We start from the raw sequence: 12,657 nt of genomic DNA, 5'->3' as shown, positions 1-12,657 counted from the left end.
TTAATACTTTCCTACAACCTTGTCGAAAGCTTTTGTTGTCAAAAATCTTTTGAGAGTTGTCATAATCCAAGTTGCTTTTGTTATAAAGTATCTAGGTCTTGGTTTTTTTGCTACAAGAATTTTTTCAACAACTTTGGCTACTTCAATTGCTGGTAGGTTGAAAGGGATAGGTTTGTGATTACCAAGCATTATTCTATAGTATTCTTTATTGTGAGGTGAATTTTCTACTTCAACATTATCGATAGTCTTTAGAGCATTCTCTCTAAATTTACTTGTTACAGGTCCAGTATTTAATAGGCTAATGAAAATATTAGTATCCCTAAGTTCAAGTCGCATAGTATCAGTCATACCTTCTAGTGCATATTTACTAGCTACGTATGATCCGCGAAACCTCATACCAATAAGCCCTAATATTGAACTATGCTGTATTATTTTCCCATAACCTTGTTTACGCATGATTTTTATAGCGTTGTTAGTTAGATTGTGTACGGCAAATACATTGGTTTCAAACTGCTTTTTGATAAATTGCGTATCGATATCTTCTAATGCGCCAACTTGTCCAAATCCAGCATTATTAAATACAGCATCTAATTTGCCACCAGTTTTAGCTAAAATAGCCTCTAAGGCCTGATCAACCTGATGATAATTAGTGACATCTATCAAGTAAGTATCAAAGCCTTCAGCTTTGAGCTTATCTACATCTTCTTGCTTTCTAGCAGAGGCAAAAACTTGATATCCTTTATCTCGAAGATAGATGGCTGTAGCGTAGCCAATGCCACCATGCGAGCAACCTGTTATTAGAATATTTTTTTTGTTATCCATATTTATAAAATCAAACTCACTTCATTGAGTTAGTTTATTTTAAGTCTACTAAATAGTCAAAATAAGAAAAAATTTAAATATTTAAGCTGCTGTAAAAATATTTAAAAAGAGTTGTTTTTATATAATGATATTGTGAACCATTAAAATAAATAATGGTTTACAATTTGTGAAATATAAAACTTAAGGACAGAAGATATGTTTAAAAAAATATTTTTAATAGGAGCTTCTTTGTATGCCTCAGCGTATGCAAACGATATTGAGCTAATTGTTAAATATAAAGATAATCAAAATAAATCTGGAGCTGTATTTAGTGCTAATTCTGTAGGCACTAGTCAAGCCCAAAATTATCAAGTCCTTGAAGAGATTGATTCGAGAACAAAAATTGTAAAAGTAAACGATGGTCAGCCTTTACAGCCAACTACTACAAGTTTAAAGACTCAATCAAGTAGTGCGGCGCAAAAGGCATCAAACAGTAATGCTTATGCAGCTGCTAAAAGTTTTATGGATAGTAATCCAAATGTTGAATATGCTATCCCAAAAAATTCAAAAATGTATGCTTATGATTTAAACAACACACAAGCAGCTAATACAGCGGACTTTCAAAATGACATAATAAGTTGGGGACAACAGTGGGATATGCAGAGCCCTAAAGAAGTCACTGGTGGAATCGATGCATATGGTGCATGGGATTTGGTTTTAGATAAGTCAAAGAGAGTTGATGTTGCTGTAATTGATTCAGGATTAGCATATGCCGCTCCTGAAGATATATCAAAAAAAATAGATAGAGATTATAGTCATTACTATTTCTTTATGAAAAATAGAGAGCTAAGAGTATCTAGTAATATCTATGATAATGGTAGTTTTCATGGGACTCATGTAGCCGGAACAGTAGCTGCAAATGGCCCTAAAGTTAAAGGTGTAGCAGGGGCGATAGATGGTATTAAGATTTTGCCTATTAGAGCTCTAGGAGATGATGGTAGTGGTGATACATACGCTATATTAGAGTCTGTCAAATGGGCGGCTGGAGCACAGGTATATGCAAAAAATAGTAGTGGCCAATATCTAGAGAACAACAAAGCTCCGGTTAAAGTTATTAACTTAAGTCTTGGAATGTCTAGGATTGATCCATATACTGGACAGCCTATAGTCAGTCAAGATGAGTGGAGAGATAACTATATGGGTACACTATGCCCAGCATGGAAAGAAGCTATTCAGACTGCCCATGAAAGGGGTGTAACAGTAGTTATTGCTGCAGGTAATGATGGCAAAAACTTATTTAATGATATACCATCAGGTTGTAGAGATATAAATGCGATAGTTGTTGAATCTACAGGACCAAAAGGCTTGTTAGCACCTTACTCGACATACTATGCTCCTGATGGAATTCTAAAATGGAGAGTAAACAGTCTAGTTGTTAGAGCTCCTGGTGGAGATAGTTATAATTATGGCAAAACAGCACAGATTTACTCTACATTAAATAACTATGAGTATGGCTATATGCAAGGCACATCTATGGCTACACCTCATGTTGCTGGTATCATTGCATTATTGTACGCGAACTTACAAGAGTCACAGTCTCCAGCTCAAGATATAAGCATAGTAAGAAAGGCTCTAGAAGATTCAAAGGATATTTATAGTCCAAATATTGTTAATGCTAAAAACTCATTGAAGAATTTAGGAAATACTAACCAAAAACAAGCAGCTTAGATAATTATCTTAGAAGAAAAGAGTTATTTAAGATTCTTAAGAGCTTCTTTAAGCTCTAAATCTCTAATATTGGCATCAAAAATACATTCTGTTTTTTCTAGTATAAATTTTTGGATTTTCTCAGCATCATTAGCAAAATGAGTAACCAATTCTTTCACAGTTTCTTCTGATATATGATTTCTTTGCGCAAATTCTGCAATATTTTCTATAGTTTTTGACATTGTAACTCCCTTATTAAATAATTTTTTTAATTTTTCCAAATACCTTATTTAGAAACCCTTTTTTTGCTCGTAATTTATTAGCTTTTTTTATTTCATTGAGTCTTTGCATTTGTTCTACAGAATCTTGAATCGACTCTACAGTTGCTAAACTATTATCTTGCTGCTCGCTTTCATCAGAAAAAGTTTCATTATCTACAGTTTCGATAGGATGATTTTGTTCAGAATAAGTATTAGGGTCATTTAAATCAGCATATTTTAAATCAAGACTAGCAGTCTTCGGAGCTTCGGGTTTCATTGAAAATTTATTCTCAGTAATTACATACATATCGTTTTCATTTTTTCTGATGAAACCTTGATCTCTAAGTACTCTACGATATTTGTATATCAGGCTTCTAGAGACTCCAAAACCATCTGCTAACTGAGCAACACTATAGCCTTGCTCAATAGCTTTTAGAATAGCTTTTTTTATAGCGAATTCTTTCTCGTTAGGTATTTTCATATTAAAATATTTGACCCGAAAAATATTTAGTTAATTATAGCTTAGCGATTAAATTTATACAACTTGTCCCGAGGCCCAACCAGAAGCCCAAGCCCACTGAAAATTATATCCACCTAGCCATCCAGTTACATCAATAACTTCACCAATAAAGTATAATCCTTTGACTTTGTTAGCTTCTAAAGTCTTAGATGATAATTCATCACAGCTAACACCACCTAATGTAATTTCTGCGGTACGATAGCCTTCAGTTGTCTGTGGATATATTATCCATTGATGGAGCTGTTGGTGAATTTTATTTATCTGTTCCGCAGATAAATCACATATTCTTTTTTCAAGTAGAGAGCTCTCAAAAAATGCATTAATAAGATTTTTAGGCAGTAATTCTGATAGAGTGTTTTTTAGTGTGACTTTTGAGCCTTGCTCTTTTTTTGAAGTTAAAAAATCAGTAATATTTGCATTTGGAGAAAGGTTGATTTCAACACTCTCCCCTGAGTGCCAATAAGATGATATTTGTAAAATAGCTGGACCACTTAATCCTTTATGTGTAAAAAGTATATTCTCATCAAAACTTGCTCGATTGTTTGAAACTCTACAATAAGTTGATACACCACGTAATTGTCCAAATTTTTGTTGATCTTCTGAGTTGAAAATAAAAGGCACAAGTCCAGCTCTTTGAGGATTAATTTTTAAGCCAAATTTTTTGGCGATTTTATAACCAAATCCAGTTGCACCCATAGTAGGTATAGATAACCCGCCAGTAGCAATCACCAGTGACTGACATATATATTCACCAGCGCTGGTTGTTAGATAAAACATGTTTTCTTTTTTTGTAATGTTATCAATAGTTGTATGCAACTGTATCTTAGCTTGATATTTCTGGCATTCATCTAACAGCATATTAACGATATCTTTAGCTTTGTTATCACAAAAAAGTTGGCCTAGAGTCTTCTCATGATAAGGAATGTTGTACTCACTAACTAGACTAATAAAGTCCCATTGAGTATATCTTGATAGAGCAGATTTCATAAAGTGCTGATTATCAGCTAAGTATCTATCGGCTGCGATATTGTAATTTGTGAAATTACATCTTCCACCACCAGACATTAGAATCTTTTTGCCTATTTTATTGGCATGGTCTAATACTAGTACATCACGAGCTCTTTTGGCTGCCTCTATAGCACACATAAGCCCAGCCGCACCGGCACCGATTATTATTACATCATAATTTTTGATAGACATAAGACTTTAAAGATCCTTTAGTTTATACCAGTATAACCCAACAATTATAAACATTAAAACCAAGTAAATGCTTAGAATATTTGTAATACTGTGAGCATGAACGTAGCTTTGTAAAAATGATGTCAAACTAGTTATTGAGATATTCACAAAATACATAATTGCTGCTGCAGTTCCAGGGATATGGCGAAACATTGAGATACCTTTTCCCATCGATAGTGGAAAGATTGATCCACATGTGAAGTAAACAGCCATGGTAGCAATAATAATCAAAGATATACTATTGTTTATTAGACTAATTATAAAGAAAATAGTAGTAAGGATTATGAATAAATGGATAACTACAAAAAATATTTTACCAACAGAGTAGTGATCTAATAATTTACGCCCAAGTATTGGTGCTGGTAGAAAGGCACAGCCTAAAAATATAGCTAATTTACCAAAGTATGCAGCTGAATATCCCATTACATCTTGAATTAAAAAAGGGCCTAATGTATTGAAACTAATGATAAGTGAATAGGCTATTCCCATTGCTATACAGAGAGTCATAAACTCTCTATTAGTTATCACTTCGGTTATATCTTGTTTGATTTTGGCTGTACTTAGTTTTGATTTTTTACTAAGTGTTTCTGGGATATAGATGAAAACTAATATTGTCAGCAAGGCTACTATGATACTGAAGAAGTAAAATCCAGATTTCCAACCAAAAGCATCTTGTAAGAAGCCTCCAATTATAGGTCCTGCAATAGGTCCTAATCCCCATAGAAATCCCATTGTTGGTCCAAGTTTTAGAAGCTTCTCAGGTGGCAGAATATCTGAAAAAATACCTCGAGTAACAACTCCCATGGATCCCATCAGAAATCCTTGACAAAATCGTGAGCCTAGCAATACATATTCATTTGGTATTAGAGTAGGTAGTAAGCTAACTATAACAAATAGTACACATGATGTTCTAAGTAGAACTTTACGACCTATACCATCAGTAATGATCCCTATTAGGAGATTGCCTATAGCATATCCTATCAGATATATTGATATCACCATTTTTGAAATAGAAGCAGTTGTATTAAGAGAAGTACTAATAGCAGGTAAAGATGGTGCAAATAAATCTATACTCATACCCATTAGTATTGGGAATGAAAGCAATACAAGCATTCTTATTTTATGCTGATAATTATTAGCCGTAAAATTATTTTGTTTAATCAATTTGTTTTCTAAGAAAGAACTTTGAGAGAATGATTTTAGCAGATTTTGCTAGTGATTGAATAGTCACTAGCAGTATATAAGTAATATATTCTTAGATATTAATATCTACCTTGTTGGATCATAGCATTAGCTACTTTTTCAAAACCTGCAAGGTTTGCACCAGCTACTAAGTTGTAGCCAAGACCATATTTCTCAGATGCGAATTTACAAGCATCAAAGATATTAGCCATAATTTGCTCTAACTTAGCTTCTACTTCTTCAGCAGTCCAAGCTATTCTAGCAGAGTTTTGACACATTTCTAAACCAGAAGTAGCAACACCACCAGCGTTAGCAGCTTTACCTGGAGCTAGAATTACACCTTTCTCCATTAGGAATTCGATAGCTTCATTAGTTGTAGGCATGTTAGATGCTTCAACAACATATTTAACACCAGCATCGATAAGCTTTTGAGCATCTTCAACATCGATCTCGTTTTGAGTAGCAGAAGGGATAGCGATATCTCCTTTAACTCCCCAAGGCTTTTGACCAGCATGGAAAGTAGCACCGAATTTCTCTGCATAATCTTGCATAGAAACTTTGCCTTCACGGATTTGTAATAAGAAATCAATTTTTTCTTCTGTTGTGATACCTGCTGGGTCATGTACAAAACCTTTTGAACCAGAGATAGTAACAACTTTACCACCTAATTGAGCAACTTTCTTACATACACCCCAAGATACGTTACCATAACCAGAAACTACAACAGTTTTACCTTGAAGAGTTTCGCCGTCATGTTTAAGCATATTTTGTAAGTAGAAAACTGCACCATAACCTGTAGCTTCAGGACGGATTAAGCTACCGCCTGATTCTAAAGATTTACCAGTTAATACACCGTTTTCAAAAGCACCACGGATTCTTCTGTATTGGCCATACATGTAGCCAATTTCTCTACCACCAACACCAATATCACCTGCAGGAACATCGATATCTGGACCGATATGGCGTTGTAATTCAGTCATGAAGCTTTGGCAGAAATTCATAATTTCTGCATCAGTTTTGCCTTTAGGATCGAAGTCAGAACCACCTTTACCACCACCCATAGGAAGTGTAGTTAAACTGTTTTTAAATATTTGCTCAAAGCCTAAGAATTTAATGATTCCAGAATATACGCTAGGATGGAATCTAATACCACCTTTGTAAGGACCTATTGAACCATTAAATTGATATCTGTAACCTCTATTAACCTGAACATTGCCATCTCTGTCAATCCATGGAACTCTAAATGTAATTCCTCTTTCTGGCTCAACGATTCTTTCTAGAATATTTTCTTCGATGAACTTTGGATTTTTTTCTAATGCTGGCTTAAGAGTAGAAAAAACTTCTTTCACAGCTTGAATGAACTCTTTTTCATGTCCATCTCTTTTTTCTACTTTAGCGATTACGCTATCAATATATTTTTGAGCATCCATTTATGCATCTCCTTTGTGATTTGAAAATTTATTTAGAATATTTCTCATATACGAAGTCGACTCCCTCATGAATTTTCATGATGAATCATATAAGAGAATATCCTACATGTACAAGTTTGCATTTTACCAAATCAGTTTACAACGAACTTGGCTTAATTAACATGATTTTATAATAATATTTTATTAATAAAAATCAAATAATCTAATTTCATATATAAAAATATTTTACAAAAAATTGATTATTGTTTAGTCTAATGAGATAAATAATATTTTTCGTTAAATTAAACCAAAAGGAATAGAGCATGAGTATGTCATTTGGTTATAACTTTATGAGTCGTATTTGGAACCTCTAACAGCAGGAGAATAGTGTATGTATATTTCAAACTTTTATTTCAAAATAAATTATTCATTAATACCAAAAAACCATAAAACATACACTAAGCGAAAACCTCTTATTCTTTAAATTTATTTTATTGATTGAATTTAGGAGGACAAAATGGTTAGTCAAAATCTAAGTATACAAAAAATATCAAAGGCTAAGCAATTAATTGTAGTAACCACATCAAATTGGCAGAGTGTAACGGGGAAGCTTTGGTTTTTTGAAAAAGACAATCAAAATAATTGGTTGGCTAAGAAATTAGCGACTACTGTAGTAGTTGGTAAGAATGGCATAGCTTGGGCAGATAGCATATATCAAAGTCTAGCAGATGCAGACTTAAAAAAAGAAGGCGATAGTAAATCACCAGCAGGTATTTTCGATATTGGTAAAACTTTTGGATTTGCTAATATCTTAGCAGTTGAATATGTACAGCTAAAAACTGGAATCGAATGTGTAGATGATAGTAATTCAAAATACTATAACCAAATAGTTAATAGTGATCTTATTGATGATAAAGATTGGCTATCAGCTGAAAATATGTCAGAGATTGCTATCTATAAATATGGTGTAGAGATTTTGTACAATACTAATCCAGCGATAGCCAAAAAAGGCTCTTGTATTTTTATGCATATCTGGAAGTCTCCGACGACAGGTACAGAAGGATGTACTGCTATGGCAGAGGATGATATTAGAGATATTCAATCTTATTTGGATATGAATAAAAATCCTATATTGGTGCAATTAACTCAAGATATTTATAAACAAGTACAGGATGATTGGCAGTTGCCGATTTTATATTAAAAAGGATAATTAAATGAGTAACTATATAGTTTTTGATAGAGCTAGACTAGCTAATTATATAAAAGAGCATAAACTCACGACACCATGTTATATATACGATAGTACACTTTTGGAAGATACATTTGCTAGTGCAAAAAAAGCATTAGATAAAAATTTCAAAAACGCTGAGATTCATTATGCAATTAAGGCAAATCATCATCTAAAGATAGTAAATATTGCTAAGAAATATGGTATGGGAATTGATTGTGTAAGTGGAGGTGAGATTAAAAGGGCGCTTGAGCAGAATGTAGATCCTCAGCATATTGTTTTTGCAGGAGTTGGCAAAGCTGATTGGGAGATTGAATTGGCTATTGATAATGATATTTTTGCTTTTAATAGCGAGTCTTTAGAAGAGATAGAGGTTATTAGCCAAATAGCATCCTCGAAGAATAAACAGGTAAATATTTGTCTGAGAGTTAATCCAAATATAGATGCACAGACTCATCATTATATAAGTACAGGGCAATTTGATGATAAGTTTGGTATTGCTTTTATTGATGTTCTTAACTGGTTAAAAAATGATTTTCAAAATTTTGGCAATATAAAGATTATAGGACTACATTACCACGTAGGTTCACAGATATTGAATTATCAAGTTTTTCAATCACTAGCTATTACTACAAATGAGCATATAAAATTATTGAAAGAAAATAATATTAGTATTGAGCATATTAATTTTGGTGGTGGTTTGGGGATTGATTATCAAAATCCACATCAGAATCCTATAGTAGACTTTGATAACTATTTTGCTAGATTTAGAGAGTTTTTTGAATATTGTGATGATGTTAAGCTACATTTTGAGCTTGGTAGATCATTGGTCGGGCAGTCAGGCGTGCTTGTATCACAGGTATTATTTAATAAAGTGACTCAAGATACTCATTTTGCGATTATAGATGCAGGTATGACAGAGCTTATTAGACCAGCATTGTATCAAGCGCAACACAAGATTGAGGCTTTGATTGATGAAAGTGTCGATGAAAAGCAACATTATCATATAGTTGGGCCTATCTGTGAATCTAGTGATGTATTTGCAAAATATTATCAGCTTCCTAAAATAAAGCGTGGTGACTTATTAGCTATATATTCAGCAGGAGCTTATGGTAAGGTTTTAGCTAGTGAATATAATCTAAGACCAACTGTTCAAGAGTATTTTATATAAGGTTTATTTAAATTATGCATATATCTAACAAAAAAATTTCGACACTATCGCTAACAATGCTAAATATCTCAGCGATAATTAGTTTAAGTTCGATAGCTTATATGGCAACAATTGGTTTACAAAGTGTTTTCTTTTATCTAATTGCTGCAGTTACATTTCTATTACCAACATCACTTATCTGTGCTGAGCTTAGTAGTATGATAACGCAAAATAATGGCGGTGTATTTAGCTGGGTCAAAGCAGGTCTTGGTGAAAAAGCCGGTGTACTTGCAATGTGGTTGGAGTGGTTTAACAATGTGGTAGGCTTCCCAAGTTCTGTGACAGCATTAATCGCAACATTTTCATATATTGGTTTTAGAGGTTTTGCTGAGAATACTCAAACAAGTGTTACTTTTTGGTTAATAATGGTTGCTGTATTTATCGCTATAAGTTTATTTAACTGCTTACCATTACGAAAAGTTGTTGTGCTAAATATTATTGGTGCAGTATTTGGTATGATAATTCCAGGAATACTGTTAATTTCTGGTGCAGTATATTTCTTAGTTACTGGGCAAAGTAATTTGGAATATCATGGTTTTAGTGATCTTTTACCAGTGTTTTCTGTAGGTACTTATGCTCTTTTAGTTAAGACTTTATCTTCATACTCAGGTATTCAGTCAGTAGCTTTCCATATGACAAATATCGAAAATCCTCAGAAAAATATTCCCAAATCAATACTTATAGCTACTTTGATAATAGTATCATTAACTATTTTAACAACGGTTGGTTTAACTATTATTATTCCTGTACAAGATGTTAATGTTTTAAATGGTCTGATACAGGGCATCTCACAAGTATTAAACATAATAGGCTTAGGTAATGTTAAGCCAGTAGTTGTGGTAATGATAAGTTTGGGTATGTTAGCGGCTCTTAGTACATGGGTGTTAGGGCCTGCTCGTGGTATGCAGACAGCAGCAGAACAGGAGCTTTTCCCAAAAATCATGGCAGGTAAAAATAGATTTGGCATGCCAGTAAATATGTTAGTTATTCAGATTTTGATAGTTTTCGTTTTATCTTCGGTATTCTTAGTGATGCCATCAGTATATGCAGCATTTGCGTTATTGATTGCTATTACATCACAGTTCACTGTAGTTATGTGGATAATGGTTTTTGCCGCGGCGATTAGACTTAGATTTACGCAGCCAGATACTCATCGAGTATTTCATGTAGGTAAGAGAAATTCTAACTGGCTACTTGTAACTATGTCTTTAGTTGCAATATTTATGTGTATGTTAGGCTTTATACTCGGGTTATTTCCACCAAGCTTCTCACATGTTAAGAATGTCTTCCAATATACAATGATTTTAGTTGTAGCGGATATTATAATTATAGCAATTCCGCTAATGTGGATTTGGTTACATAGAAAAAGAATTCTATAAAATTGTGGTAAATTGAAAATATTTTTTATAGAATAACGATTATTATATGGATGTTTAAAATTATTTTAACTAATAACTTTAGCATTTTTATAACCTCCTTAAACTGTTTAAGAGCTTAAGGTAGTAGCAGTTGTTTTGATGTAAGGGTTTAACTACATACAACAGTTGTTAATCACTTGCAGCTGGCTGAGTTGACCGACTCAGTCAGCACTTCAAAACTGAAGCTCGAACAGTAATGAAAGCAAGGCATTGGGCTTTAAAAGCTTTAGTAGATTTTATCAATATTTTTTAGTTTTAGAATACTAAAAAGTCAAATGTTATACTTGACTTTGTTGAATCAGTTATGAAACGTATGCAGTACAATACTTACTGTCTAGACTTGTCAGAAAATTAATTTACTAAAATTTCAGAAGTAGTTTTAATTAAGACTTTTTATTTGATTCAAGATTTAACAAAAACTCTTTTTTATCTAATCCACCAGTATAGCCACCAAGTTTACCGTTGGAGTTGATTACTCGATGACAAGGGATAATTATAGGTAGTAGATTTTTACCATTAGCATTAGCTACAGCTCTAAAAGCAGTTGGTTTACCAATATTTGTAGCTTCTTTACGATAGCTGATTGTTTCTCCATAAGGGATCTTTATCAGCTCATGCCAAACTTGTTTTTGAAAGTCAGTACCAGTTAGTTGTAGAGGGATAGAAAATGTTTTTAATTCTTTGTTAAAGTATTTATCAAGTTGATTTCTAGCTTTGCTAGTTATTTCATTTGTTTTGAATGATATTTTCGCATTATAAATTTTTAATAATTTTTCTATAGCGCAGATATTTGAATCACTAATAAAAAAGCAAGCATATAGGTAATTATCATCAGCAATAGCAATCAGATTGCCAATAGGGGTTTTAATTTCTTCGGTATAAAATACTGTTTTATAATTTTCTTTGTTAATTGTGGCTAAATAAATTTGATGAGTTTCTTTGAGCATAAGTATATTATGTAATTTAGATATATTAGATAATAGCGAAGTAATGGCAAATAGTAAATTTTATAAATTTTTTCCAATAGCAGTACTAATCATTGGCATAATCTCTTTCTTTAGTTTTGGGGGGCAGCAGTATTTATCTCTTGAAGCACTCAAAAATAACTATCAAACAATATTAGACTTTGCTAATCAGCATTTTTTAACTTGTATATTGGTGTTTTCGGTTGCATATATAGTTGTTGTGGCATTATCTATACCAGGGGCTACTATTATGACTTTGTTAGGTGGTTTACTATTTGGTTTGGTATTAGGTTCAATTATTGTTGTATTGGCTGCAACATTGGGAGCAAGTGTAGTTTTCATTGCTGTTAGAACAGCGTTGGGAAATTCGCTAAAAAACAAGGCTAAAGGCAGTATCGAAAAAATGCGACTAGGTTTTGAAAAAGATGTCTTTAACTATTTATTAATACTTAGATTGATACCTATATTTCCATTCTTTATTATAAATATCGCTGCTGGGATGTTTGGTGTTAAATTCAGAGACTTTTTCTGGGCAACACTACTGGGGATAATTCCTGGTAGTGTTGTTTATGTATGGGTTGGTACAAGCTTTGCTTATGTAATTCAGCAAGGAGCAGATATTAACTTAGGCATCATATTAGAGCCTCAATTTATTTTGCCATTAATAGCCTTGGCTATACTGTCAATTATTCCAGTAATTATTAAAAAGAGAAAGTAG

Annotated in this window: 12 protein-coding genes; 5 read left to right on the top strand and 7 right to left on the bottom strand. The window is 32.9% G+C overall.

Translation table 11 applies throughout. The features are described from left to right. Complete coding sequence (locus IMS64_RS07705) at positions 1-822, bottom strand: SDR family NAD(P)-dependent oxidoreductase (protein ID WP_211490346.1); 822 nt, start codon at positions 820-822, stop codon at positions 1-3. A 195-nt stretch (positions 823-1,017) separates the two neighbouring features. Here IMS64_RS07705 and IMS64_RS07700 point away from each other — a divergent pair, with 195 nt between their 5' ends. Further along, positions 1,018-2,529, top strand: coding sequence for a S8 family serine peptidase (locus IMS64_RS07700; RefSeq protein ID WP_211490345.1), 1,512 nt, complete (start codon positions 1,018-1,020; stop codon positions 2,527-2,529). A 23-nt stretch (positions 2,530-2,552) separates the two neighbouring features. Here the strand turns inward: IMS64_RS07700 and IMS64_RS07695 are convergent, their stop codons facing one another. From IMS64_RS07695 to gdhA, 5 genes are all read right to left on the bottom strand, one after another. Further along, positions 2,553-2,750: a hypothetical protein gene (locus tag IMS64_RS07695; protein WP_004287120.1), complete on the bottom strand. Its 198-nt coding sequence runs from the start codon at positions 2,748-2,750 to the stop codon at positions 2,553-2,555. A 13-nt stretch (positions 2,751-2,763) separates the two neighbouring features. After that, on the bottom strand, positions 2,764-3,249 hold the full coding sequence (locus IMS64_RS07690) for an FTL_1293 family small RNA FtrC-regulated protein (protein ID WP_211490344.1): 486 nt from the start codon (positions 3,247-3,249) through the stop codon (positions 2,764-2,766). A 54-nt stretch (positions 3,250-3,303) separates the two neighbouring features. Continuing rightward, complete coding sequence (locus tag IMS64_RS07685; RefSeq protein ID WP_211490343.1) at positions 3,304-4,488, bottom strand: BaiN/RdsA family NAD(P)/FAD-dependent oxidoreductase; 1,185 nt, start codon at positions 4,486-4,488, stop codon at positions 3,304-3,306. Between the two features lie 6 nt (positions 4,489-4,494). Beyond that, positions 4,495-5,691: an MFS transporter gene (locus IMS64_RS07680; RefSeq protein WP_244972897.1), complete on the bottom strand. Its 1,197-nt coding sequence runs from the start codon at positions 5,689-5,691 to the stop codon at positions 4,495-4,497. 98 nt (positions 5,692-5,789) lie between these two features. Then, positions 5,790-7,139 carry an NADP-specific glutamate dehydrogenase gene (gene gdhA, locus IMS64_RS07675; RefSeq protein WP_004287124.1) on the bottom strand — a complete coding sequence of 450 codons (1,350 nt, stop codon included), beginning with the start codon at positions 7,137-7,139 and terminating at the stop codon, positions 5,790-5,792. A gap of 496 nt (positions 7,140-7,635) precedes the next feature. Between gdhA and IMS64_RS07670 the strand changes: the two genes are divergently transcribed. The 3 genes from IMS64_RS07670 to IMS64_RS07660 are packed head-to-tail and all read left to right on the top strand — an operon-like array spanning position 7,636 to position 10,935. Beyond that, positions 7,636-8,319 carry a L,D-transpeptidase family protein gene (locus tag IMS64_RS07670; RefSeq protein ID WP_211490342.1) on the top strand — a complete coding sequence of 228 codons (684 nt, stop codon included), beginning with the start codon at positions 7,636-7,638 and terminating at the stop codon, positions 8,317-8,319. Between the two features lie 13 nt (positions 8,320-8,332). Further along, entirely contained in the window at positions 8,333-9,517 is a 1,185-nt protein-coding gene (gene lysA, locus IMS64_RS07665; RefSeq protein WP_211490341.1) for a diaminopimelate decarboxylase, read from the top strand. 14 nt (positions 9,518-9,531) lie between these two features. Beyond that, on the top strand, positions 9,532-10,935 hold the full coding sequence (locus IMS64_RS07660; protein WP_211490340.1) for an APC family permease: 1,404 nt from the start codon (positions 9,532-9,534) through the stop codon (positions 10,933-10,935). A gap of 422 nt (positions 10,936-11,357) precedes the next feature. Here the strand turns inward: IMS64_RS07660 and IMS64_RS07655 are convergent, their stop codons facing one another. Beyond that, complete coding sequence (locus IMS64_RS07655) at positions 11,358-11,921, bottom strand: methylated-DNA--[protein]-cysteine S-methyltransferase (protein ID WP_211490339.1); 564 nt, start codon at positions 11,919-11,921, stop codon at positions 11,358-11,360. Between the two features lie 43 nt (positions 11,922-11,964). Between IMS64_RS07655 and IMS64_RS07650 the strand changes: the two genes are divergently transcribed. Then, positions 11,965-12,657 (top strand): TVP38/TMEM64 family protein, encoded by a 693-nt coding sequence (locus IMS64_RS07650; protein WP_211490338.1) that lies wholly within the window; start codon positions 11,965-11,967, stop codon positions 12,655-12,657.

This window comes from Francisella philomiragia (assembly GCF_018135955.1).
Taxonomy (GTDB): Bacteria; Pseudomonadota; Gammaproteobacteria; order Francisellales; family Francisellaceae; genus Francisella; species Francisella philomiragia.
The sequence above is the reverse complement of the archived record's forward strand: the minus strand, read 5'-3'. Positions and strand labels throughout refer to the sequence as shown.

Coding starts and splice junctions, on each gene's coding strand:
- IMS64_RS07685 (WP_211490343.1), bottom strand. CDS start 4,488: ATGTCTATCAAAAATTATGATGTAATAATAATCGGTGCCGGTGCGGCT.
- IMS64_RS07705 (WP_211490346.1), bottom strand. CDS start 822: ATGGATAACAAAAAAAATATTCTAATAACAGGTTGCTCGCATGGTGGC.
- IMS64_RS07650 (WP_211490338.1), top strand. CDS start 11,965: ATGGCAAATAGTAAATTTTATAAATTTTTTCCAATAGCAGTACTAATC.
- gdhA (WP_004287124.1), bottom strand. CDS start 7,139: ATGGATGCTCAAAAATATATTGATAGCGTAATCGCTAAAGTAGAAAAA.
- IMS64_RS07660 (WP_211490340.1), top strand. CDS start 9,532: ATGCATATATCTAACAAAAAAATTTCGACACTATCGCTAACAATGCTA.
- lysA (WP_211490341.1), top strand. CDS start 8,333: ATGAGTAACTATATAGTTTTTGATAGAGCTAGACTAGCTAATTATATA.
- IMS64_RS07690 (WP_211490344.1), bottom strand. CDS start 3,249: ATGAAAATACCTAACGAGAAAGAATTCGCTATAAAAAAAGCTATTCTA.
- IMS64_RS07695 (WP_004287120.1), bottom strand. CDS start 2,750: ATGTCAAAAACTATAGAAAATATTGCAGAATTTGCGCAAAGAAATCAT.
- IMS64_RS07670 (WP_211490342.1), top strand. CDS start 7,636: ATGGTTAGTCAAAATCTAAGTATACAAAAAATATCAAAGGCTAAGCAA.
- IMS64_RS07655 (WP_211490339.1), bottom strand. CDS start 11,921: ATGCTCAAAGAAACTCATCAAATTTATTTAGCCACAATTAACAAAGAA.
- IMS64_RS07700 (WP_211490345.1), top strand. CDS start 1,018: ATGTTTAAAAAAATATTTTTAATAGGAGCTTCTTTGTATGCCTCAGCG.